Origin of the sequence: Thalassolituus marinus (genome assembly GCF_020320395.1) — a bacterium.
GTDB lineage: Bacteria > Pseudomonadota > Gammaproteobacteria > Pseudomonadales > Oceanobacteraceae > Venatoribacter > Venatoribacter marinus.
Genome location: NZ_JAEDAH010000106.1, coordinates 1 through 22,926, shown reverse-complemented (window position 1 = coordinate 22,926; position 22,926 = coordinate 1). Strand labels below are relative to the sequence as shown.

Here is a 22,926-nt window from a genome sequence, read left to right as displayed (position 1 = left end):
TTGCCAATGACCTGATTGAAAAGCACCGGGTACTGCCGTTGTTCCAACGCGGCAACCGACTCTACATCGCTCAGAGCGATCCTTGCCGTCGATGAAATCAAGTTTAATACCGGGACCACGGTTGAAGCGGTTCTGGTGGAAGAAGACAAGCTGTCACAGGCGGTGGATAAGTTCCTCGCCGCCAGCGATAACAGCTTAGGCGATCTCGATTCTGAACTCGACGATGTAGATCTGGAAGACCCGGACGCACGGGAAAAAGAACAGGATAACGACAAAGAAGGCGCTGGCGATGACGCCCCAATCGTGCGTTTCGTGAATAAAATGCTGCTCGATGCCATTAAGGGTGGTTCGTCCGATATTCACTTCGAGCCTTACGAAAAACGTTATCGTGTGCGCTACCGTACCGATGGCGTATTGCATGAAGTTGCCAGCCCTCCGGTGAATCTGTCAGGTAAAATTGCAGCCCGTCTGAAAGTTATGTCGCAGATGGACATCTCTGAACGCCGTATTCCACAGGACGGTCGTATCAAGATGAAACTGTCCAAGACCAAGGCCATCGATTTCCGTGTAAACACCCTGCCGACCTTATGGGGTGAAAAGATCGTTCTGCGTATTCTTGATCCGTCCTCCGCTAAGCTCGGTATCGATATGCTGGGTTACGAGCCGGAACAGAAAGCGCTGTATATGGAAGCATTGGCCCGACCACAGGGTATGATCCTGGTTACCGGACCTACCGGTTCTGGTAAAACCGTATCCCTGTACACCGGTCTGAATATCCTGAACGTCGAAGGCACCAACATTTCCACCGCTGAAGACCCGGTAGAAATCAACCTTGAAGGTATTAACCAGGTAAACGTGAATGCTAAAGTCGGTCTCGACTTCGCATCAGCCCTGCGTTCTTTCCTGCGTCAGGACCCGGACGTAGTGATGGTCGGTGAGATCCGGGACCTGGAAACCGCTTCGATTGCGATCAAAGCGGCCCAGACGGGTCACCTGGTATTGTCTACACTGCATACCAACAGTGCGGCTGAGACGCTGACGCGTCTGGCCAACATGGGTGTACCAGCGTTTAACATTGCCACATCGGTCAGCCTGATCATTGCCCAGCGTCTGGCACGCCGACTGTGCCCAAGCTGTAAAGCGCCGGCAGAAATTCCGGAAGAAACCTTGCTGGAGGCAGGTTTCACCAAAGAGGCACTGGAATCGGCTGAAATATTCAAAGCTGTCGGCTGCGAGCAGTGCAAGCAAGGTTTCAAAGGCCGTGTTGGTATTTATGAAGTAGTTAAAATTAATGATGAGATCGCTCGTATTATTATGGAGGGAGGTAACTCCATTCAGATCTCTGACGCAGCACGCTCTGCTGGCTTTAATGATTTACGTTCCTCGGCCCTTAAGAAGGTCGCCCAGGGGGTTACCAGCCTGGAAGAAGCCAACCGGGTAACCACAGATTAATGGTATTCAAGCCAAATACCGCTCAGGGATAACAAAGCTCTATGGCAAAAACAGCTAAAAACAGTGCCTTCTCCTGGGAAGGCGTTAATCGCCGCGGCCAGAACGTCAAGGGTGAAATGTCTGGCCAGAACGCAGCCATGGTGAAAGCCCAGCTGCGTAAGCAGGGCGTGAACCCAATGAAGGTCCGTAAAGTATCCCAGCCATTGTTCGGGCTTGGTGGAGGGGCGAAGAAGAAGAAAATTACACCCAAGGATGTAACCTTCTTTACTCGCCAGATGGCCACTATGATTAAAGCCGGTGTTCCACTGGTGCAGTCCTTCGATATTGTTGCCGATGGCGTAGATAACCTGTCGATGAAGGAATTGATTTTTTCGGTGCGCGACAATGTAGCCGCCGGTAATGATTTCGCTTCTGCTCTGAAAATGCATCCGGAATACTTCGATGACCTGACCTGCAACCTGATTGAATCCGGTGAACAGGCCGGTGCGCTGGAAGCGATGCTTGATCGCGTAGCCAACTACAAAGAAAAGACTGAAGCTCTGAAAGCGAAGATTAAGAAAGGCATGATGTATCCGGCTATCACCTTGCTGGTTGCCTTTGTTGTAACGGCCATCCTGTTGATTAAGGTTGTACCAAGCTTTGAAGAAGTGTTCAAAAGCTTCGGTGCCGATCTGCCTGCTCCAACTCAGTTTGTTATTCATCTGTCGGAACTTGCACAAGCCTACTGGATGCCGGTATTTGCCATGTTGGTCATCGCCGCAGTTGCCTTCAGTCAGGCGCTTAAACGGTCACAGGCTTTTAAGGATGGCTTTGAGCGATTTACACTGAAGCTACCGGTATTTGGCGACCTGATCGAGAAATCATCAGTAGCCCGCTATGCACGGGTACTGTCGACTACCTTCGCCGCAGGTGTTCCTCTGGTTGAGGCACTGGAGTCGGTAGCGGGGGCAGTAGGTAATGTGGTTTACCGCAATGCAGTGCTGACTATTCGTGACGAAGTCTCATCCGGCCAGCAAATGCACTTCGCTATGCGAACAACGGGCGTTTTCCCTAACATGGTGGTACAGATGACCAGTATTGGTGAAGAATCCGGTGCACTGGATCAGATGCTGGATAAAGCGGCCAGTTACTACGAAGACGAAGTAGATGATGCGGTGGACAATATGACGGCGCTTATGGAGCCTTTCATCATGTCCTTCCTTGGTGTGGTCATCGGTGGTCTGATCGTGGCTATGTATCTGCCAATCTTCCAGATGGGTCAGAACGTATAACACTATGGAACTCCTTAATTTGCTAGAAGCCAACCCACTGTATCTCGGGTTGGCTATTGTCCTGCTAAGCCTGCTGGTTGGTAGTTTCCTGAACGTTGTTATTCTGCGCTTCCCGATCATGTTGTTCCGCAGCTGGAAAAAAGACCTGGAAGAGATGCCGGAAAGCCTGCCAGAGCATCCTGCACTGGCCGATCTCAGCAAGCCATTTAACCTGCTTAAGCCCGACTCCCATTGCCCGAAATGCCATGCTCCGGTAAGAGCCTGGCAAAATATCCCGGTGATCAGCTGGCTGCTGCTGCGCGGTAAATGTGCAGGTTGCGGGACCGCTATTGGCTTGCGTTACCCTGCTGTGGAAATCGTTACCGCATTAATGAGCGTCACGCTGTTGCTGGTATTCCCCTGGGGTTGGCCACTGGCCGCCATGCTGGTGTTTACCTGGCTGCTGATTGCTATGTCGGTAATTGATATCGACCATCAGATTTTACCCGACGATATGACCCTGTCTCTGCTGTGGCTGGGACTGCTGATCAACAGTCAGGGCTTGTTCACGGACCTTGAAAGCGCAGTTTACGGTGCTGTGGCAGGCTATCTATCATTGTGGAGCGTTTACTGGCTGTTCAAGCTGCTGACCGGCAAGGAAGGCATGGGCTACGGTGACTTCAAACTGCTGGCAGCCCTCGGCGCCTGGCTTGGTATCCAGAACATTCTGCTGATTGTTCTGCTGTCGTCGGTGGTCGGTGCTGTGGTCGGTATCGCCGGTATCCTGATTCTCGGTCGCGATAAAAACCTGCCGATCCCGTTTGGCCCTTATCTGGCCGCCGCTGGCTGGATTGCTGCCCTGTGGGGGGATGAAATCACCCAGCGCTATATGGGCATAATGGGCATTTAATATGAGTTGGGTACTGGGTTTAACCGGTGGTATTGGTAGTGGTAAAACCGCTGCCAGTGATTACCTCGCCAACAAGGGGATCTGCGTCGTTGATGCCGATGTGGTCGCGCGTGAAGTCGTCGAGCCCGGCCAGCCAGCCTGGCAAGCCATCAAAGAACACTTCGGCGCTGATGCATTACTCGACGACCAGACACTTAACCGCGCCTGGCTGCGGACAAAGGTGTTTGCTGAACCCGAGCAGCGCCGCTGGCTGGAAAGTCAGACTCATCCACGTATCCGCGACAGCATTATTCAGCAACTGCAGAATGCAACATCGGCCTACGCCGTACTGGTATCACCACTGCTGTTTGAATCCGGCCAGTCCCTGCTGACCCAGCGTACGCTGTTGATCGATGTACCGGTGACAACTCAGATTGATCGCGCCACTCAGCGCGATCAGAATCAGGCGGAACAGATTCAGCGCATTATCGATGCCCAGATGCCCAGGGATGAGAAGCGCCAGCGCGCCGACGACATTGCCGACAACAGTGGTACACTGGCCGCTTTGCACCAACAGCTGGATGCCCTGCATGAGCAGTATCTGCAGCTGGCCAGCCACAATTGAGAGTCGTATGAAAGTAAATTGCCCAACCTGCCAGAAAGAGCTCGAATGGAAACCGGAAAACCGCTTTCGTCCATTCTGCAGCGAGCGCTGTAAGCTGATTGATCTGGGCGAATGGGCCAGTGAAGGCCATGCTATTCCGGGACGTCCGGCCGATGAAGTGCTGATGTCAGAAGAATGGCAGGAGCACAAACCCTACAACTAAGCAGGGCCACATCTCAAGCCCGCTCAGCCCTCAGTGCGCGGCCTTACCGCGCACTTTTTCCAGCAGCGTCCATATTGCGACCAGAATTCCACCAGCCGCTAAGCCAGTAAGCAGATTCAACACAACGCTGACGATGCTTTCCGCCAGATAACTGAACATCCCCAACGCCGGTAATGCTGCTCCAACACCGTGTTCTGCACCATGAATGAGATGTTCCAAGCCAGGAATGCCGTGAATCAGAATGCCACCGCCCACCAGAAACATGGCCAGTGTGCCGACCACAGTCAGCGCTTTCATCAGCCATGGGGCAAAAGCCAGTAACCCCCGCCCCAGCGTCGCCAGAACCGACTGGCGCTTATCCGCCAGCCAGAAGCCAAGGTCGTCGATTTTCACGATGGCAGCCACAATACCGTAGACACCGAAGGTAAAGGCCACGGCCAGTAACGAAACCACCAGCACCTGGGTCATAAAATCAACGTCTGCTACCGACCCCAGGGTAATCACAATGATCTCTGCGGAAAGAATAAAGTCGGTACGAATGGCACCCTTGATCTTTTGTTGCTCAAACGCCAGCAACTCTGCCGCCGACTGCTGCAAAGCGCCCCGCAGCTGCTCTTTGTGGGCTGCAGTGTCATGGCGTTTAAACAGCGCATGCAGAACCTTCTCAGCGCCCTCAAAGCAGAGGAAAGCGCCACCCAGCATCAACAGATAAATAATCGCCCAGGGGGCTACTGCACTGATCAGCAGTGCAGCAGGTACCAGAATAAGCTTATTGCGCAGCGAACCTTTGGTGACTGCCCAGACCACCGGCAGCTCCCGTTCAGCACGAATACCGGATACCTGCTGGGCATTCAGTGCCAGGTCGTCGCCCAGTACCCCGCCGGTTTTCTTCGCCGCCACCTTGGATAATACGGCAACATCATCCAGTACCGTCGCGATGTCATCCAGTAACGCCAGTAAGCTGCCAAATGCCATTTTCCCTGTCCCAGAAACGATAAAGGCAGCACATTAGCGCTGCCTTTGGGCTTCGTCCAGCAATGTCTCAGTGCATACCATGCATACCATGCATACCGTTCATGCTGTGCATACTGCGAAGGCTGGCCTGAACGTCGTTACACTCATCGCCTTCGAAGCACAGCGTTAATGGCAGCGATTCCTCCAGTGGCAACTGCAGCCCGAACAGCATCAGATGCAGTCCGCCCGGTTGCAGGGTAACGCTCTCACCCGCAGGTATCGTCAGACTCTGCAACTGGCGCATACGCATCACACCGTTGTCGTTCATATGGGTGTGAATCTCTATGCTGTCAGCCCATGGCGCATTGGCACTGACCAGAACTTTTTCTTCACTGCCATTATTGGTCAGCGTCATAAACGCCGCACTCATTGCTCGTCCGGGAACAGGCTCACGTACATAGGCGCCGGAGACAACCACATCAGCCACGGCAGCGAATGAAACGGACGAAAACAAAATAATGAGTCCCGCACGAACGGAATCAGCAAAGCGCATCACAACTCTCCGACAGTGAAATTAACGCATGCCATTTTAAGTGTTCCCATCCGTGCGCCAAGCGACATTTTGCCGCACTCAGCCGTTACTGCGGCTGCCATTGATGTGCATCAGCAATCGCTACCAGTGGTCGACTGAAGTAGTAACCACTCATACCATCCACCCCGGTCTGACGAAGTACACTGACATCATCATTTTCCTCAACCCCTTCGCCCAGCACGGTAAGGTCGAGGTTATGGGCAATCTGCACCATAGACTGAATAAAGAATTTACGATCCTGAGCCGCCGCCAGACCGCGGCTGAAGCTGCCATCAATACGAATGTAATCCAGTGGCAGACGCTGCATGTAGGCAAACGCCATGGTGCCGGTTCCCACCTGGTCGATACCGAGTACGACACCGTAGTTACGCAATGATAAAGCCAACCGCGATAAGGCCGATTCAATACCTGCCAGCGCCGATTCAGGTACTTCCAGTGCAATATGCGATGCCAGTTCCGGTGAGTGAGAGAAGACAGCCTGCAGCTGCTTGTGAAACTCCTCATCCAGTACCGATGCAGGGGAGATATTAATGCAGTAACGTACATCAGCCAGCGGCGGCGTCTGCACCAGCGTTTTCATCACCTGCGCCACAATGCTGGCATCGTAGCGCGCCGACAGCTGGTGCTGCTCAACCATCGGCCAGAAACGCGCAGCGGACAACACCTGCCCCTGCCACTCAAGGCGACTGAACACCTCAAACTGCAATAGCTGTTCGCCGGCATTACTGACCACGGGCTGGTACTGCAGTGTCAGGGCATCGGTCGCCAGAGCTTCCTGCAGGACTTTACGCCACTCACCGGCGGTCCACTCAACACCACCCTGATCACCATCATAAAGTCGCGCCTCACTCTCCGGATGCCGCTGTGCCTGGCGCAAGGCCGCATCAGCGCAACTCAGGGCATGGGCCGGATCATCCTGCAGATTCTGCAGAAACACACCGCCAAGGTGGAATGTCAGCCCCTGCCGCGGAGACAGTACTCCGGTCATCAGCTGGCTATGCACCAGTTGCAGTAAATCGCTGGCGTGCACGCGATCAGTACAGGGAATATAGAAACCAAAATCGGAGCCTGAGCGACGGCCACTGAAGGCCAGCGGATAATCTGCCAGCACCCGCTGCAGTTCCTGCCCCAGCAATGACAACGCATCATCCGTCGCCTGACGACCATGGTTGTTATTGAATTCAGTCAGATTTCCCAGCTGCATCAGTACCAGCACACCGCTGTGTTCTTCTTCACGGCAGAGAATATGCGCCAGTCGCTCGTCAAAACCGCGTCGATTGAGAATACCAGTGAGGCTATCGCTGAACGATTCACTGCGCAGCTGCTCAGTCATGGCCGACTGTTCGTTGAAGATACTGCGCAGCTTCTCGACCATTTTATTCATCGCCAGCACCATACGCTGCAGCTCGCGAGCACGGGGAATGTCTTCCTGCACCTGCCAGTCTTTCTCACAGATGGCCAGTGCCTGCTTCTCTACCCGGTTAATCGGACGGAACAACCAGCCCAGCAGAATATGCAGCAGGATAAGCGCGATAATCAGTACCCAGGCAAACCACATCAGTTCACTGCGTACCATGGACCACAGATCGCGGTAGGCAAAATCCGGGTGACTGACGATTTTGACCAGCCCCAGACGACTCCAGCCACGGGTAACATCTGCCTCTGCCACCATCAGATCGAACGACACCAGATTCATAAACCACTGCGGTGCCGGGGCATTCGCCAGCGCTTCCCGGCTACGGCGCTCCAGCGCCGGTCCGTTGACCGGAATAAACTCAATATCGGAAAAGAAACCACGGTCAAACAGCACGTCCATCAGACGCTGCAGCTGAATATCATCACCAGCCGGAACCTGCGACATAGACAATGCCAGCGAGGTGGCCGCATCGTAAGCACGGGCATTCAGCTGCTGCTGAAAGTAATCACGACCATTGCCGATGGTCAGCAGCAGGTTCCCTACCAGCAGAATGACCACCAGCAAACTGGTGAGAAATGAAAACTGTTGTCGCAGTGTCATGAGCGCAATCCTTATAAATCCATGCCCAGTTGGTGCATCCGGACCCGCAGGTCAGTCCATAAATCGAGTTTATTGGGGTTACCCATGAGGATTCCCTGTCCTTTCATTCGTTCCAGCCACAAGCCTTCACCATTAAAACTGTACACCGGCTCCAGATCATCACGCCGGTCGGCGGATTTAATTGTCGGAATCAGGTTATCAAGAACATAAGGTACCGCATCCGGCGTCGGGAAATAAGTCAGTACCATATGTGCCTGGTTGTAGCGTATCGCCTTGACGTAGGTGATCCGCAGCTTCTCGGTTTCAACGCCGAGTTTGGTGAGGGTGTAATACTTGGCAATGACATAGTCTTCGCAATCTCCGCCCCCGGACGCCAGTGACTCATAGGGGGTGGCCCAGTAATCATCCTGCTGCCAGTGCTTCTGGTCGCTGACGTAGGGAATGGACTGGTTAAAGAAGTCGTTTATGCCGCGCAGCTTTTCGTCTTCACTGGCTGTCGCCAGCTCATGCATTTTATCGCGCCAGCGATGCATCAGCCGTGCGGCACTGCCGCCGTGCTCTTCAAACGCTTTATCGATTACCTGCTGTGGCACCCAGGCTTCAACATCGGCCAGCAGGTGGATGCGCATGGGCGCCAGCACAGACGCCATCAGCAGCGTAGCGCGCAGCAAGGTATGGAAATAATGATGGTCTGGGCGGGTCATTCCGTGTGAAAACCACTGAATCCTTGGACAGATACCCTAAGAATAGACCCTGAACAGGAGCCTGCCCGATTTACTGCTATGCTTAATTCACTTCTCTGCCAGATAGCCGTTATGAGTGAACCTGTATCCGCAGCTGAAAAACTGAAGCAACACTTCTCACATCGTGTCATTAATCAGGTACGACAGGTTATCGACCTGTGGCGGCAGATGCCCTCCCTGCAATGGGATAAGCGTCACCTGGCCGACCTGATTCTGGCCAACGAGAAGCTGATTTCATTTGCCCGTCGTTTTGCTGCGGTGCGCCACGAAAAACTGGCGCTGAAACTGCAGCAGGTTCTCAATCACATCGCTCTGGCCGACAGCCCTAACAGTAATCAGCTGGAAGAAATCACAGATATCATCGTCGCTCTCAGCAAAACAGCCTTACGTCACACCGATGATGAGGGTGCTGAAAAGCTCATCCCTAATCGCAAGAACATATACATTGCGTTGTCCGACACTGATCAGTCGCTGACCGTTGCTGAACAGATGCAGTACTTCGGCTTACGCCCGGAGCTGCAGCGTAATGCCGATGACTTCCGCAATTCGCTGATGCAGCGACACCCGGCTGCCATTGTCATGGATATAGATTTTGCGGGTTCAGGTATTGAACTGGCTCAGGCCGTTCAGCAAAGCCGCGAAACCCCGCTGCCTTTTATGTTCACCTACCAGGGTGAGGCGCCATCTTTAACCGTACAGCTGAATGCTATGCGCGCTGGCGGCATTGGCCTCTACGAGCAGAAGAATGTGCAGGAAATGATCAGCCGCCTGGAAGAGTTGATTGATCAGACACCGGAGCCCGCTTTTAAAGTGCTGATCGTCGATGACTCACGGACACAGTCAACGCAGACGGCTAACGTTCTGAATAAAGCCGGGCTGATCACCGAAGCCATCAACAACCCGCTGCAGGTTCTTGATACTCTGCACCAGTTTTCGCCGGATCTGGTGCTGATGGATATGTACATGCCGGAATGCAACGGTATGGAGCTGGCACGGGTCATCCGTCAGCAGCGCGAATACATTAACCTGCCGATTATTTTCCTCTCGGGAGAAGAAGATCGCGAACGGCAACTGGCCGCCATGGCGGAAGGCGGCGACGACTTCCTCACCAAGCCCGTTGAGCCGCGTCATCTGGTCACCACCGTCACCAACCGGGTGCGTCGTTCGCGTCAGCTGCAGGATCTGATCGCACGGGACAGTCTGACTGGGCTGTTAAACCATACTCACCTGCTCGGCTCGCTGGAAACCGCTTTACGCAAACATCAGGACATCCCGGTCAGTTTTGTCATGGTGGACATCGACCACTTCAAACAGGTCAACGACACTTACGGCCATCCGACGGGTGACGCCGTTATCCGCAATCTGTCGCTGTTTCTGAAACAGAACCTGCGCAAGACAGACCCCATCGGCCGCTACGGTGGCGAAGAATTCGCCATTGTGATGATAGACGCCAACGCCCAGCAGGCGGCCACCAAACTGGATGAAATCCGCAACAACTTCTCGCGCCTGATTCACGACGATAAACAGCTGCGGGTCACCTTCTCCTGCGGCATCGCCGAATACCGTGGTGAAAGCATCAGTGAGCTGGTCGGGGCTGCCGATCAGGCGCTCTACAGAGCCAAGCGTAATGGTCGCAATCAGGTCCATACGGCCTGATTGCACCACCGTACGAGACACAGTACGCAGTCTGAACCCCTCAACTGGCGCCGAAACTGGACGCTAGAGCGCTTTTTCGGCAAACTCGCGGGCTTCAAGGCAACATCAATGCCACATCATTTCCCCACTCAGGACATACGGCTATGGCGCGCATTCTGGTATTACAGGGACCAAACCTAAACCTGCTGGGCACCCGCGAGCCCCATATCTATGGCAGCACCACGCTGACCGATATCGAACAGCAGCTGAAAACCCTGGCCAGCAGCATGGGCCATGAACTGGAGCAGTTTCAGAGTAATGCCGAGCATGAATTGCTTAACCGTATTCACAGTGCCCGTACTGACGGTACCGCATTTATCCTTATTAATCCGGCGGCGTTTACTCATACCAGCGTCGCGCTGCGTGATGCTCTGTCCGGAGTGGCTATTCCATTTATCGAGATTCATATCTCTAACGTGCATGCCCGTGAAGCCTTCCGCCATCACTCCTACCTGAGCGACATTGCGGTTGGCGTTATCGCAGGACTGGGCGTACAGGGTTATGAACTGGCGCTGCAGGCAGCGCACCAGAAATTACAAGCGGAGTCCGTCTGATGTCCTGGATTCAGATTCGTTTTCACACCAGCCGCGATCAGGTTGAAACTACAGAAAATGCCCTGCTCGGCGCCGGCGCCTTGTCCGTTACCCTGCAGGACGATGCCGATCAGCCGATCCTTGAACCTGAGCTGGGTACAACCCCGATCTGGGATAACACTCAGGTCATCGGTCTGTTTGATGCCAACCAGAACGTCGATGAACTGCTGCAGCAGATTACCCTGATGTACGCGGTCGAAGGTGGCAGCGAGCTGCCTGCTCACAAAACAGAAATTGTTGAGGACAAAGACTGGGTTCGCGCCTGGATGGAAGATTATCACCCGATGCAGTTTGGTGAACGCCTGTGGGTTTGTCCAAGCTGGCGGGAACCGCCGCAAGCGGATGCGGTCAACCTGATGCTGGACCCGGGTCTGGCGTTCGGCACCGGCACTCATCCAACGACGGCATTGTGTCTGAAATTCCTCGACCGTGAAGTTGAAGGCAATGAACTGGTCGTCGATTACGGCTGTGGCTCAGGTATTCTGGGGATTGCTGCGTTGCTGCTGGGTGCCCGTCATATGGTTGGCGTGGATATCGACCCGCAGGCTCTTACCGCAACCCGCGATAATGCCGGCCGTAACAGCATTGGCGATGACAAATACGAAATTTACCTGCCGGATGCCACACCACCGACACAGGCCGATATTATGGTGGCCAATATTCTGGCCGGACCACTGATGTCGCTGGGCGAACATATTGCATCACTGACCCGCAGTGGCGGTAAACTGGCGTTGTCAGGTCTGCTTGCAGAACAGGCAGAAGAAGTTTCGGCCTGCTACGGCCAGTGGTTTGAAATGAATGCCCCTGAGCAACAGGGAGACTGGGTCGTACTGACCGGGGTTAAACGCTGAGGATTCGATGACATGGCTGTTCATGTAACCCGTTGTCCACATTGCCAGACCAGTTTTCGCGTACGCGACGAACATCTGGGCGTAGCCAAAGGGATGGTGCGCTGTGGATCCTGCCTGCAGGTTTTCAAGGCTGCCGAGCACTTTATCAGTGAGCCGGCAGCCACTGAAACGCCTGCGCCTGTGGCCGAAAAAGTGGTTACCCCAGAGCCAGCCCCCCAGCCCCGGAAAAAACCCGCGGTTGAGGAAGACGACGATGATATCGGCCTGATCCATGACGACATGGACGATGATCCGATTCCGGAAAAGCTGGCCGATGACCCGTTCACTGACTTTAACATCCGCACACCTGAAAACCGTTCGCGGCCTAAGCCGAGAATGGATATGGAGCTGGATGAATCCATCTTCAGCATCCGCAATGCCAGCTCCGATACCCTCGACTTTATCAGCATGGACGATGATGCCGGTAAGGTGCACGACGACGAAGCATGGGCCAACGCCCTGCTGGATGATGACGAAACGGAAGAGATCACTGCCAGTGGCGTGAAGCTGGATGGTGACGACGAGTTCAATTTCGATCTGCCACCGCCGGAAGACGATGACTTTCGCGGCTTCGTTGATGATGAAGATGAATTAGCCGAGTCTTCAGACAGCTACAAACTCAGCGGTGACAGTGACCTTGAAACCGAGACTCTTGAACTGACGATTCCAGCACCGAGTGTCGATGAACTGCAGGAAGAGCCACTGCATTTCCGCAAAAGTCGTAAAGAAGGTCCGCGCTTCCCGTGGGGCTGGTTTTCTGCTGCCCTGCTGATGGTCATCGTCGCTGCTGCTCAGGCGCTGTACTTTCAGTTTGATAGCCTGGCGCGCACACCTCAATGGCGTCCGTTCTACGCAAACGTTTGTGAGATCGGTGGCTGCAGTCTGCCTAAAATTCAGAACGTACGGGAAATGGCGACCCAGCATCTGGTGGTGCGACCACATCCGGATCTGCAACGCGCGCTGGTCGTGGATACCCTGCTGGTGAACAAGGCTGCTTACGAGCAACCGTTTCCTGATCTGATGCTGGTGTTCAGCGACCTGAATGACAACGTCGTGGCCAGCCGTCGCTTTGCACCGAAGCAGTATCTGTCCGGTGAACTGGCTGGCCAGTCGGATATGCCTGTACACACGCCAATTCACATCGCACTGGAAGTCGTCGACCCCGGTCCGGAAGCCGTCAGCTACGCCATCGCACTGGAAGGCAACCAGTAACCATCCCCGCTCAACTGCCAGGCTGATATTTTCACCTGACAGATTCACATAAAAAGCCTCAGCCCCCTTTATTCATAAGGGGGTTATGAGTATCATACCGCCTCTTTTTTCAGCACATTTTTTGAACAGTTCTCATGCCGTCCATAGGGCCTTACACACTACCCAATCCTGTAGTTCTGGCCCCGATGGCAGGGGTCACTGACCGTCCGTTCCGGCAACTATGCCGTCGACTCGGAGCGGGTCTGGTGGTCGGAGAGATGGTGTCAGCTAACCCGGATCTGCGTAACACCCGCAAATCCCAGTTACGTCTGAACCACGAAGGCGAACCAGAACCGATTGCCGTACAGATTATGGGCGGTGATCCGGAGACTCTGGCCGCCAGCGCGGTGTTCAATGTTGCCAACGGCGCCCAGATTATCGACATCAATATGGGCTGTCCGGCGAAAAAGGTCTGCAACAAGGCTGCAGGCTCGGCATTGCTGAAAGATGAAGGGCTGGTGAAAGAAATATTACATGCCGTGGTTGAATCCGTGGATGTACCGGTATCGCTGAAAATCCGCACCGGCTGGGCGCCGGAGCACCGTAATGGCCCGACGGTTGCGCAAATGGCGGAAAAAGCCGGCATCGTGTCGCTGGCAGTACATGGCCGCACACGAGCCTGTGGTTACCGCGATACCGTCGAGTACGACACCATTCGTACCATCAAGCAAAGCGTGTCGATTCCGGTGTTCGCTAATGGCGACATCACCAGCGCACGTAAGGCCGCAGAGGTCATGCAGTACACCGGTGCCGATGGTGTGCTGATTGGCCGGGCCGCTCAGGGCAGACCGTGGATTTTCCGCGAAGTCGTCCATTTTCTGCAAACCGGTGAGGAGCTGCCGCCTCCTGCACTGAACGAAGTTGAGCAGATCCTGCTGGATCATATGGCTGAACTGTACCAGTTCTACGGCGAATATCTGGGCCTGCGTATCGCCCGGAAGCACGTCAGCTGGTACCTGCAGAACCAGGAAGAAGACAAAGATTTCCGCAGCCGTTTTAACCGGCTGGAAAGTGCGGCCGAACAGCTTATGGCCGTACAGCATTGGTTTAAGGAATTGAAACGCAAGAAGGAACTCGCAGCATGAACACCTATTTAACGAACAGCGACGATATCGAGAGAAGGATGGTTGACACTGTGACCGACTCAGCAGACCTGCAGCAACATCTGCGTGCCCCCTCAGAGCCGACTCAAACACTGCGCGACAGCGTTGAGAAAGCCCTGCAGAACTACTTTGATCACCTGGATGGTCAGCCTGTTGTAGACCTCTACAACATGGTTCTGTCCGAAGTGGAAGCACCACTTCTGGAAACGGTCATGAAGTACACCCGCGATAACCAGACCAAAGCGTCTGTCGTGCTCGGCCTGAACCGCGGCACCCTGCGTAAGAAACTCAAGCAGTACGGAATGCTGTAACCCCATTTTGACTTCATCAGCGGCACTTTGCCGCTTTTTTGTTTTAACCGGACTGGAAAACCTGACCATATGAGCAACTTTGTCCCAGCCAACGAGATCCCTGAAGATATTACTCCGGTACGCCGCGCACTGATCAGTGTGTCGGATAAAACCGGTATCGTTGAATTTGCACAGGCCCTGCACGCCAAGGGCGTAGAAATTCTGTCTACCGGCGGAACCTACAAGCTGCTGCTCGACAACCAGATCCCTGCCATTGAAGTATCTGACTACACTGGCTTCCCGGAAATGATGGACGGTCGTGTAAAAACACTGCACCCGAAAATTCACGGTGGCGTGCTGGGCCGTCGTGGTAAGGACGATGCGGTAATGAGTGAACACGGCATCAACCCGATTGATCTGGTGGTGGTTAACCTGTATCCGTTTGCCGCCACCGTTGCCAAGCCTGATTGTCACCTGCCACTGGCCATTGAAAACATCGATATCGGTGGCCCGACCATGGTGCGCTCCGCGGCGAAAAACCACGCGTATGTGGGTATCGTGGTAAACACCTCAGACTACGCCAAAGTGCTGGCAGACTTGGACGCCAACAACGGCCTGACCTACAAAACCCGTTTCAACCTGGCTCTGAAAGCATTTGAACATACGTCTTCTTATGACGGCATGATCGCTAACTACCTGGGTACTATCGATCAGCAAGCTGAAGTACTGAGCACCGACGACCGCAAAGACTTCCCGCAAACCTTCAACAGCCAGTTCATCAAAGCGCAGGATATGCGTTACGGTGAGAACCCGCACCAGAAAGCCGCTTTCTACGTTGAAGCAGAGCCTGCCGAAGCCTCAATCGCAACGGCTAAGCAACTGCAGGGCAAAGAACTGTCTTACAACAACGTGGCCGATACCGATGCTGCGCTGGAGTGTGTGAAGTCCTTCACCAAGCCTGCCTGTGTGATCGTTAAACACGCCAACCCATGTGGTGTTTCGGTTGTTCCGGAAGAAGACGGCGGCATCCGTAAGGCCTATGACCTGGCTTACGCCACCGACAGCGAATCTGCCTTCGGCGGCATCATTGCCTTCAACCGTGAGCTGGATGCGGATACCGCCAAAGCCATCGTTGATCGTCAGTTCGTGGAAGTGATCATTGCACCTAAGGTAAGCGCCGAAGCGGCTGATGTGGTAGCTGCCAAGCAGAACGTACGTCTGCTGGAATGTGGTCAGTGGCCAGCGGAACGCGCTGCCGGTTTCGACTACAAGCGCGTTAACGGCGGCCTGCTGGTTCAGGACCGTGACAACGGCATGATCTCTGTTGATGACCTGAAAGTTGTCACCAAGCGCGCACCAACCGAAGCCGAACTGCATGACCTGATCTTCGCCTGGAAAGTGGCTAAGTTCGTTAAATCCAACGCCATCGTATACGCCAAAAACCGTCAGACCGTGGGCGTAGGCGCCGGTCAGATGAGCCGTGTAAACTCAGCTCGTATTGCTGCCATCAAAGCAGAACACGCGGGTCTGCAGGTTGAAGGCGCGGTGATGGCATCGGACGCCTTCTTCCCGTTCCGTGACGGTATCGACAACGCCGCGGCCAATGGTATCAAAGCCATTATCCAGCCGGGCGGTTCTATCCGTGACGAAGAAGTAATTGCTGCAGCCGACGAAGCCGGAATCGCTATGGTGTTTACCGGAATGCGTCACTTCCGCCACTAAGTTGGGTTGAAAGCTATTGCGCTCGCTGTAGCTGCGTTATTTTTTGCTTCGGGATGCTCATGTAGGTCAACTACACTGCGCTCCCTCAGCAAAAAATGCCTTACTACAGCTTCGCTCATAACGCTTTCTGACGCCGGGCGAGTAAGTGAAATAAAAATCCGTAGGAGCGGGCCATGCCCGCGACCTGATCGAAACATCGCGGGCATGGCCCGCTCCTACAATAAGGAATGTAACAATGAAGGTATTAGTTATCGGCAGTGGCGGTCGCGAACACGCCCTCGCCTGGAAAGCTCTGCAATCACCGCTGGTTGAAAAAGTATTCGTGGCACCGGGCAATGCCGGTACTGCTATCGAAGAAGGCCTGGAAAACGTTGCCATCGACGTGATGGATTTCGACGCGCTGCAGAAATTCGCTGAAGACAACAGCATCGGTCTGACCATCGTTGGTCCGGAAGCTCCGCTGGTTGGTGGCGTGGTTAACCAGTTTCAGGCTGCTGGTCTGAAAATCTTTGGCCCAAGTGAAGGTGCTGCTCAACTGGAAGGCTCCAAAGCATTCACCAAAGACTTCCTCGCTCGTCACGCTATTCCGACAGCGGAATACCAGAACTTCACCGAGATTGAACCCGCTCTGGCTTACCTGCGTGAAAAAGGCGCTCCGATCGTGGTTAAAGCTGACGGTCTGGCCGCAGGTAAAGGCGTAATCGTTGCCGAAACCCTGGAGCAAGCCGAAGAAGCCGTGAAAGACATGCTGTCTGGCAACGCCTTCGGTGATGCTGGCTGCCGCGTGGTGATCGAAGAGTTCCTCGCTGGCGAAGAAGCTTCTTTCATCGTTATGGTGGATGGCAAAAACGTTCTGCCAATGGCCACCAGCCAGGACCACAAGCGCGTCGGCGATCAGGATACCGGCCCAAACACCGGTGGCATGGGCGCTTACTCTCCGGCTCCGGTTGTGACTCAGGACATCCACGACCGCGTTATGCGCGAAGTGATTTACCCGACCGTGAACGGTATGGCTGCAGAAGGCAACGATTACACCGGTTTCCTGTATGCCGGTCTGATGATCGACGAGTCTGGCGCGCCGAAAGTGATCGAATACAACTGCCGTTTCGGTGACCCGGAAACCCAGCCAATCATGCTGCGTATGCAGTCTGATATGGTGGCTCACTGTCTGGCAGCGCTGGAAGGCAAACTGGATAGCGAAACAGCCCAATGGGATCCGCGCCCTTCTCTGGGTGTGGTACTGGCAGCTGCAGGCTACCCGGCCGACTACCCGAAAGGTGATGTGATTTCCCTGCCAGAAAACGACGGTACCGACCGTAAAGTATTCCACGCCGGTACCAAGCTGAACGAAGCTGGTGACGTCGTTACCGCGGGTGGTCGTGTGCTGTGTGCCACCGCACTGGGTAACACTGTCGGCGAAGCTCAGGCTCAGGCTTACGAACTGATTAAAGAGATCAGCTGGAACGGTATGTTCTGTCGCTCTGATATCGGTTATCGTGCCATTGCACGCGAGCAAGCGGACAAGTAAACCGGAGACGCACAGGGATGAAGAAGTACAGGGATTATTGTCTGGCAATGCTGGTGTTGCTGTTATTCAGCAGCATGGTCAGAGCAAATAACCCGGTACTTCTGCCCAATGCGAGTTTCGATTATTCCATCACCCCTTATGTGTCGGTGCTGGAAGACCCAACGGGTCAGCTGGATATCACCACCATGCTGACCCGTGAGCAACAACTGCGCTTTACCCCAAGTCATGCCCGCTCACTCAAGTTTGGTGTGACCGACTCGGTCTACTGGCTGCGCTTCAGCCTGACCAACCCTTACGCTAACCAGAAACAAATTGTCCTTACCTTGTCCGGCAATGAACTCGATGACATCGAGTTTTACGATATTTCTGCCGGTGACAATTACGCCGTTATTCGCAAGGATCATCACTCACGTTCCCTGCGTGGCAGTTTTATTCAGGCCCACCCGATTGAGTTGCATATCCCAGCCCAGAGTACCCGCAGCTATCTGGTACGGGTTCATTCGGACGGTATTTTTTCCACCCATATCCGCCTGATGAGTGTTGACCGCTTCGTTGCCAACGAACAGAAAGTCTTTACCGTTCAGGGCATCAGTATTGGCTGGGTCATGGCCACTCTCGCCTGGTTTCTGTTTATTTTTTATCGCGACCGGCCGGCATTTGCACTGGTATCTGCCTGCTACTGCGCCACCATCGCCGTCTTCCAGCCGTCCTGGCTCGGCTTTATGCCACTGCTGACCGAACTCTCCAGCGAAACGGCCAACATCATTGCCGAACTGGCGCTGGTCTGTTCTGCGGTCGCCAAAACGCTGGCCATTCGCTTTGTCGGCTGGCAAGGTCCGAAAGAGCGTCTGATTAACCTCTATCTGTACGCGCTGGCAGCCATCCATCTGCCCCTGATGCTACTCAGTATCTACTGGGCACCGGAGTCCAGCATGCTGGTTGCTGCGCTGTTGGTGGTGCTCAATGAATTTGCAGTACTGCCTGTTCTGGCGCTGGCACGCGCCCGTTATGAAGGTGCCCAACGCTGGTTACTGACCGGCACCATCGCCATCGGCTTCTCCGTACTGATCGCTATCCTCACGACTTACAATTATCTGTCGATGGATGCCCTGACCGACTGGGCACCACTGATTCTGCCATTTATCGTTATCGCCACTCTGGTTCTGAGCCAGATGGATATGGCAAACCCGGCAGTGCGCGAAGAAAAAGAAAACAAAGCCCAGGGGCTGCTGTCGCCTGCCCTGTTGTCACAGATATCGCATGAACTGCGTACGCCGATTAACGGTGTGATAGGTATGAATGAACTGCTCAACGAAACCCCGCTCAGTGCCAGTCAGCGTGATTTTTCTGACACCATCGCCCTGGCAGGCCGCGATCTGCTGCACGTGGCCAACGAAATTTCCGACCTGTCACGTATCCGCAAAGGCATGCTGGAACTGGAAAACAGACCGTTTGATCTGTCGGTCCTGTTGAATGAAGTCATGTCACATTTCCAGCAGGAAGCCATCCGTAAGCAGGTCGAGCTGGTGATCGACTTTGCCGATGAGTTACCCGAGCGTTTCAACGGTGACGCCAGCCGTCTGCAAACCATTCTGCATAATCTGGTAGATCACGCACTGGCCTACACCGAATATGGCGAACTTACCCTGCACGCAGGCAGCTACCAGAGTGGGGACAAAACCGGTATTCGCCTGCAGCTGCAGATGAGCAACACCATGGTGAAACAGGATGAGCTGAAGCAAGCCTTCAGCGTGCTGCACTATCAGCGTCCGCTGCCAGAGGTAATCGACAACCTGCCCTGGGATCTGATCGTTACCCGCCACCTGATGGAAAAACTGCGCGCCACGCTGGCGGTCGAGAGCATGACTGGCCATGGAGCATCGCTGACCTTATGTCTGCCAATCGACGCTGCCGAGGTACCGGAGGCAGAAATCAACGACGACTCTCTGATCGGCCTGCGCATTCTGATCGTCGATGACAACGCCTCGCTGCGAACGGTGATTGAGAAACAGGTACGGCGCTGGGGTATGCGCCCGGAATCCACTTACAGTGGTAAGGAAGCGCTGGCGATGATGCGCAACCAGATCAGCATGGGCCAGCCCTACGATATCCTGATCATCGACCACGACATGCCAGTGATGAATGGTCTGCAACTGGCGGAACGCATCCAGCAGGATAAGGACATCGATCACAAACCGGCTCTGCTGATGCTGACCGGTATGAATGTCACCGTAGTGCGTGAAGATGCACTGGCCGTTGGTATCCAGCAGCTGCTGGCCAAACCGGCCAGCGGTGATCGCCTGCGTCAGGCACTGCAAGGCCTGCGTTTCCGCCGCCAGAGCAGTATGGCCTGATCAATCGGCGGCAACAGCTCGTTCGGCGGCCCAGTCGCGCAGTGCCTGCAGCGGCTCAGCCATCACCACAGACAATGGCCGGGTTTTGTGAATTTCACCCAGCACCACAGCGGTATCCAGCTGTTCACGCCCATCTTGCTGAGCTGACGCCGCATGCCAGGCGGACACCACGGCCTGCTCCAGCTCCGCTCCGGAGAAACCCTCACTGGCCTGTGCCAGCTGTTCCAGATCGAAGCGCTGCGGATCCAGACCACGGCGACGCATATGCAGGCTGAGAATCTCCCGACGAATATCCTGCTGTGGCAGGTCGACGAAGAACAGTTCGTCCAGACGTCCTTTGCGCAGCAGCTCCGGTGGTAACTGATGAATGTTATTGGCGGTTGCAACCACAAACACCTGCGCATCGTGCTCCGCCAGCCAGGTCAGAAGTGTGCCCAGAATACGCTGGCTCACACCGGCATCATTGCTGTCCTGACCCAGACCTTTTTCAATTTCGTCGATCCACAGCACGCAGGGTGACATGGTTTCAGCCAGTTTCAGTGCTTCGCGCAGGTTGCGTTCCGTTTCGCCAAAGAACTTGTTATACAGGCTGCCAAAGTCCAGTCGCAGCAAAGGCAGGCCCCACGAGCCTGCTACCGCTTTGGCTGCCAGACTCTTACCACTGCCCTGCACACCGAACAGCATCATGCCGCGCGGACGCATTCCCTTACCAGCCGACATAAACGCCTGCTGACGCTGGGATAACCACTGTTTGAGATTATTCAGCCCGGCAACATCGCCAAAACGGGCGGTGTCGTATTCAAAACTGACGGCGGACTCCAGCGCCAGCAGCGACATTTTCGCTTTCGCCACCTCCGGTACGTCGTCCTGGGTAATGGCACCGTCATCGACAATCGCCCCACGCACCAGACGACGCGCATCGGAGAAGGTCAGACCACGCAGGTTAGAGACCAGCTGTTGCAGAGTAGGATTATCACTGCGTACCTTCTGGCCACTGCTGCGGGCGAAACGCGCAGCCTCTTCCTTCACCAGCGCCATCAGCTGTTTCTCATCCGGTAAATTCAGGCTGAACAGGGCCGCCTGACGCTGCAGCTCAGGCGGAACACTGATACGGTAGCTGAGCAGCGCGATGGTTTTGCCGTGTCCTTCATGCTGCAGTGCAATGTCTTTCAGCAATCGGATAATCAGTGGATCGTCCAGAAACGGATGCAGATCGCAGAAGATAAACAGACCACCGTCGTCACGATCGCGGATATAACGCAGGGCGTCAGCCGCTTCACGGGTAGAAACCCCGGCTTTAACGTCCTCGCCAAATCCGAGTCGGCGCAGACCGTCGGTCAGCGTCCATTGCTGTAACGCCATCCCGCGGCGGATTGCCAGACGGGTAAATAACTCCAGCGCCCGCGCTTCTTCGTGACTTTCAACAACCAGTAACGGCACCTGACGGTCGAGCAATACTCCGAGATCGTGTAAATCCTGCATATCTCCTCCTTTTCCGCCGATTCTATCAGGCCAATGGCTTTGTGCCATGCTTGATAAGAATCATGCGTTAAGGGCGCTGATGCCGTAAAATGGCGCAAAGACCGGAGGTACCCATGGCTACGAACTCACCACGTCGTTACACATTACTGGATAAGCTGATTCAAAATGCGGATCAGGCGCTGCGCACACTGGTGCCGGGCGCGGCCCAGGAATACCGCGCTTCTCCTGCTGATCAGCGTGATCACCACGACCTCAGCGAAGCCGAAGCGAAACACGCCGCAGGCCTGATGCGTATTAACCACACCGGTGAAGTCTGTGCTCAGGCGTTGTATCAGGGCCAGGCGCTGACAGCGAAGCTGCCAGAGGTCCGTGAAGCCATGGAAGAAGCGGCGCGTGAAGAAGTCGACCATCTGGTCTGGTGTGAAAACCGGGTAAAAGAACTGGGCAGTCATACCAGTCTGCTCAACCCACTGTTTTACGGTATGTCGTTCGCCATTGGCGCGGCGGCTGGCAAGGTTTCCGACAAAGTCAGTCTCGGCTTTGTTGCCGCCACCGAAGATCAGGTATGCAAACATCTGGCACAGCATATGAGCAGCCTGCCGGTGCAGGATGAGAAAAGCAAAGCGATTCTGCTGCAGATGCTGGAAGACGAAGCCAGACACGCCACCACGGCACTGGACGCCGGCGGTTATAAATTTCCGCTGCCGGTTAAGCTGGCGATGACTGCAGTGTCCAAGGTCATGACCAAATCTGTATATAAAATCTGATCACACAGGCCGCTTATGAAAGCGGCCTCCTCCTTACCAGCGGATGAGACACTGCACCAATTCGGTTCAGACCATCCTTTTATAGAAATATTCTTCAATAGACACTTTCGCTGTTATCGGCGGAAGAGCGTGCGCTTGTGTTCTAACCTCTGTTAATCATCTTTCGTCGATTGCCCCGACGGAGATTGATACCGACAAGGGGAAGGCCATGAATCGATTTCCATTAATTGAACGCATCCGTCGCTTTTATCGTTTGCCTGACAACTATCCGGAACTCAACTGGACACGCACCAGGCTGTACCGCAGGCGCCTGGAACAGGTGAAAAGTGGCTGGATTATTACCGGCCTGGTCATGCTGGCCAGTGACAGCATTGCCGTGGTGTTTGTCCTTGGTGCTTTCGCCGGTTTTCTTTCCCTGGCTTTTCTTGAACCTGACTCACAGGCATAAAAAAGGTTCATCGCATTTAAGCGTGAAAAATGAGAACGGCAGTAAAATCGGTTAAGTTTGCATTCGCCAAAACCCAAAC

General features: G+C 54.5%; 20 protein-coding genes and 1 pseudogene. 16 read left to right on the top strand and 5 right to left on the bottom strand.

Annotated features, from left to right (window positions below; translation table 11 throughout):
* The 5 genes and pseudogenes from pilB to yacG form a co-directional block, all read left to right on the top strand.
* A pseudogene (gene pilB, locus I9W95_RS18160) lies at positions 1–1,452 on the top strand (type IV-A pilus assembly ATPase PilB); the annotation flags it as partial.
* A 41-nt stretch (positions 1,453–1,493) separates the two neighbouring features.
* Entirely contained in the window at positions 1,494–2,723 is a 1,230-nt protein-coding gene (locus tag I9W95_RS18155) for a type II secretion system F family protein (protein ID WP_225677496.1), read from the top strand.
* Positions 2,724–2,727: 4 nt separating this feature from the next.
* The gene (locus I9W95_RS18150; protein ID WP_225677494.1) at positions 2,728–3,612 is read left to right on the top strand and encodes a prepilin peptidase; all 885 of its coding nucleotides are present in this window, start codon (positions 2,728–2,730) and stop codon (positions 3,610–3,612) included.
* Between the two features lies 1 nt (position 3,613).
* Complete coding sequence (coaE, locus tag I9W95_RS18145; RefSeq protein ID WP_225677492.1) at positions 3,614–4,216, top strand: dephospho-CoA kinase; 603 nt, start codon at positions 3,614–3,616, stop codon at positions 4,214–4,216.
* A gap of 7 nt (positions 4,217–4,223) precedes the next feature.
* On the top strand, positions 4,224–4,418 hold the full coding sequence (gene yacG / locus I9W95_RS18140; protein ID WP_263866270.1) for a DNA gyrase inhibitor YacG: 195 nt from the start codon (positions 4,224–4,226) through the stop codon (positions 4,416–4,418).
* A gap of 30 nt (positions 4,419–4,448) precedes the next feature.
* Here the strand turns inward: yacG and I9W95_RS18135 are convergent, their stop codons facing one another.
* The 4 genes from I9W95_RS18135 to I9W95_RS18120 all read right to left on the bottom strand — a co-directional run bounded on the left by I9W95_RS18135 (position 4,449) and on the right by I9W95_RS18120 (position 8,685).
* The gene (locus I9W95_RS18135; RefSeq protein WP_225677490.1) at positions 4,449–5,393 is read right to left on the bottom strand and encodes a DUF808 domain-containing protein; all 945 of its coding nucleotides are present in this window, start codon (positions 5,391–5,393) and stop codon (positions 4,449–4,451) included.
* Positions 5,394–5,460: 67 nt separating this feature from the next.
* The gene (locus I9W95_RS18130) at positions 5,461–5,925 is read right to left on the bottom strand and encodes a copper chaperone PCu(A)C (protein WP_225677487.1); all 465 of its coding nucleotides are present in this window, start codon (positions 5,923–5,925) and stop codon (positions 5,461–5,463) included.
* Between the two features lie 85 nt (positions 5,926–6,010).
* Positions 6,011–7,981 carry a bifunctional diguanylate cyclase/phosphodiesterase gene (locus I9W95_RS18125; protein WP_225677485.1) on the bottom strand — a complete coding sequence of 657 codons (1,971 nt, stop codon included), beginning with the start codon at positions 7,979–7,981 and terminating at the stop codon, positions 6,011–6,013.
* Positions 7,982–7,992: 11 nt separating this feature from the next.
* Entirely contained in the window at positions 7,993–8,685 is a 693-nt protein-coding gene (locus I9W95_RS18120; protein ID WP_225677483.1) for a transglutaminase-like cysteine peptidase, read from the bottom strand.
* 111 nt (positions 8,686–8,796) lie between these two features.
* Here I9W95_RS18120 and I9W95_RS18115 point away from each other — a divergent pair, with 111 nt between their 5' ends.
* From I9W95_RS18115 to I9W95_RS18075, 9 genes are all read left to right on the top strand, one after another.
* Entirely contained in the window at positions 8,797–10,380 is a 1,584-nt protein-coding gene (locus I9W95_RS18115) for a diguanylate cyclase (protein ID WP_225677481.1), read from the top strand.
* Positions 10,381–10,523: 143 nt separating this feature from the next.
* Positions 10,524–10,973: a type II 3-dehydroquinate dehydratase gene (gene aroQ, locus I9W95_RS18110; protein ID WP_225677479.1), complete on the top strand. Its 450-nt coding sequence runs from the start codon at positions 10,524–10,526 to the stop codon at positions 10,971–10,973.
* On the top strand, positions 10,973–11,863 hold the full coding sequence (prmA, locus tag I9W95_RS18105) for a 50S ribosomal protein L11 methyltransferase (RefSeq protein ID WP_225677477.1): 891 nt from the start codon (positions 10,973–10,975) through the stop codon (positions 11,861–11,863). The genes aroQ and prmA overlap by 1 nt, the downstream gene beginning before the upstream one ends.
* Before the next feature lie 12 nt (positions 11,864–11,875).
* Complete coding sequence (locus I9W95_RS18100) at positions 11,876–13,114, top strand: DUF3426 domain-containing protein (RefSeq protein ID WP_225677475.1); 1,239 nt, start codon at positions 11,876–11,878, stop codon at positions 13,112–13,114.
* Positions 13,115–13,299: 185 nt separating this feature from the next.
* Positions 13,300–14,238, top strand: a complete 939-nt coding sequence (dusB, locus tag I9W95_RS18095; protein ID WP_451923601.1) for a tRNA dihydrouridine synthase DusB — start codon at positions 13,300–13,302, stop codon at positions 14,236–14,238.
* A 38-nt stretch (positions 14,239–14,276) separates the two neighbouring features.
* Positions 14,277–14,567, top strand: a complete 291-nt coding sequence (fis, locus tag I9W95_RS18090) for a DNA-binding transcriptional regulator Fis (RefSeq protein WP_225677549.1) — start codon at positions 14,277–14,279, stop codon at positions 14,565–14,567.
* A gap of 69 nt (positions 14,568–14,636) precedes the next feature.
* Positions 14,637–16,268 carry a bifunctional phosphoribosylaminoimidazolecarboxamide formyltransferase/IMP cyclohydrolase gene (gene purH / locus I9W95_RS18085; RefSeq protein ID WP_225677472.1) on the top strand — a complete coding sequence of 544 codons (1,632 nt, stop codon included), beginning with the start codon at positions 14,637–14,639 and terminating at the stop codon, positions 16,266–16,268.
* Between the two features lie 235 nt (positions 16,269–16,503).
* Positions 16,504–17,796, top strand: coding sequence for a phosphoribosylamine--glycine ligase (gene purD / locus I9W95_RS18080; protein WP_225677471.1), 1,293 nt, complete (start codon positions 16,504–16,506; stop codon positions 17,794–17,796).
* 17 nt (positions 17,797–17,813) lie between these two features.
* Positions 17,814–20,150: a 7TM-DISM domain-containing protein gene (locus I9W95_RS18075; RefSeq protein ID WP_225677469.1), complete on the top strand. Its 2,337-nt coding sequence runs from the start codon at positions 17,814–17,816 to the stop codon at positions 20,148–20,150.
* Here I9W95_RS18075 and I9W95_RS18070 read toward each other — a convergent pair whose 3' ends face one another.
* Positions 20,151–21,632 (bottom strand): AAA family ATPase, encoded by a 1,482-nt coding sequence (locus I9W95_RS18070; protein ID WP_225677467.1) that lies wholly within the window; start codon positions 21,630–21,632, stop codon positions 20,151–20,153. It abuts the gene before it with no gap.
* Positions 21,633–21,745: 113 nt separating this feature from the next.
* Here I9W95_RS18070 and coq7 point away from each other — a divergent pair, with 113 nt between their 5' ends.
* Together coq7 and I9W95_RS18060 are read left to right on the top strand one after the other, a co-directional pair.
* Complete coding sequence (coq7, locus tag I9W95_RS18065; RefSeq protein ID WP_225677465.1) at positions 21,746–22,399, top strand: 2-polyprenyl-3-methyl-6-methoxy-1,4-benzoquinone monooxygenase; 654 nt, start codon at positions 21,746–21,748, stop codon at positions 22,397–22,399.
* A 208-nt stretch (positions 22,400–22,607) separates the two neighbouring features.
* Positions 22,608–22,847 carry a hypothetical protein gene (locus I9W95_RS18060; RefSeq protein WP_225677463.1) on the top strand — a complete coding sequence of 80 codons (240 nt, stop codon included), beginning with the start codon at positions 22,608–22,610 and terminating at the stop codon, positions 22,845–22,847.
* The last annotated feature ends 79 nt before the right edge of the window (positions 22,848–22,926 follow it).

Bases quoted from the DNA above. Each gene is read 5' to 3' on its own strand.
- I9W95_RS18125 (WP_225677485.1), bottom strand. From the start codon at position 7,981: ATGACACTGCGACAACAGTTTTCATTTCTCACCAGTTTGCTGGTGGTC.
- coq7 (WP_225677465.1), top strand. From the start codon at position 21,746: ATGGCTACGAACTCACCACGTCGTTACACATTACTGGATAAGCTGATT.
- I9W95_RS18135 (WP_225677490.1), bottom strand. From the start codon at position 5,393: ATGGCATTTGGCAGCTTACTGGCGTTACTGGATGACATCGCGACGGTA.
- purD (WP_225677471.1), top strand. From the start codon at position 16,504: ATGAAGGTATTAGTTATCGGCAGTGGCGGTCGCGAACACGCCCTCGCC.
- I9W95_RS18100 (WP_225677475.1), top strand. From the start codon at position 11,876: ATGGCTGTTCATGTAACCCGTTGTCCACATTGCCAGACCAGTTTTCGC.
- I9W95_RS18075 (WP_225677469.1), top strand. From the start codon at position 17,814: ATGAAGAAGTACAGGGATTATTGTCTGGCAATGCTGGTGTTGCTGTTA.
- coaE (WP_225677492.1), top strand. From the start codon at position 3,614: ATGAGTTGGGTACTGGGTTTAACCGGTGGTATTGGTAGTGGTAAAACC.
- purH (WP_225677472.1), top strand. From the start codon at position 14,637: ATGAGCAACTTTGTCCCAGCCAACGAGATCCCTGAAGATATTACTCCG.
- I9W95_RS18155 (WP_225677496.1), top strand. From the start codon at position 1,494: ATGGCAAAAACAGCTAAAAACAGTGCCTTCTCCTGGGAAGGCGTTAAT.
- I9W95_RS18120 (WP_225677483.1), bottom strand. From the start codon at position 8,685: ATGACCCGCCCAGACCATCATTATTTCCATACCTTGCTGCGCGCTACG.
- fis (WP_225677549.1), top strand. From the start codon at position 14,277: ATGGTTGACACTGTGACCGACTCAGCAGACCTGCAGCAACATCTGCGT.
- I9W95_RS18070 (WP_225677467.1), bottom strand. From the start codon at position 21,632: ATGCAGGATTTACACGATCTCGGAGTATTGCTCGACCGTCAGGTGCCG.
- I9W95_RS18150 (WP_225677494.1), top strand. From the start codon at position 2,728: ATGGAACTCCTTAATTTGCTAGAAGCCAACCCACTGTATCTCGGGTTG.
- prmA (WP_225677477.1), top strand. From the start codon at position 10,973: ATGTCCTGGATTCAGATTCGTTTTCACACCAGCCGCGATCAGGTTGAA.
- aroQ (WP_225677479.1), top strand. From the start codon at position 10,524: ATGGCGCGCATTCTGGTATTACAGGGACCAAACCTAAACCTGCTGGGC.
- yacG (WP_263866270.1), top strand. From the start codon at position 4,224: ATGAAAGTAAATTGCCCAACCTGCCAGAAAGAGCTCGAATGGAAACCG.
- dusB (WP_451923601.1), top strand. From the start codon at position 13,300: ATGGCAGGGGTCACTGACCGTCCGTTCCGGCAACTATGCCGTCGACTC.
- I9W95_RS18060 (WP_225677463.1), top strand. From the start codon at position 22,608: ATGAATCGATTTCCATTAATTGAACGCATCCGTCGCTTTTATCGTTTG.
- I9W95_RS18115 (WP_225677481.1), top strand. From the start codon at position 8,797: ATGAGTGAACCTGTATCCGCAGCTGAAAAACTGAAGCAACACTTCTCA.
- I9W95_RS18130 (WP_225677487.1), bottom strand. From the start codon at position 5,925: ATGCGCTTTGCTGATTCCGTTCGTGCGGGACTCATTATTTTGTTTTCG.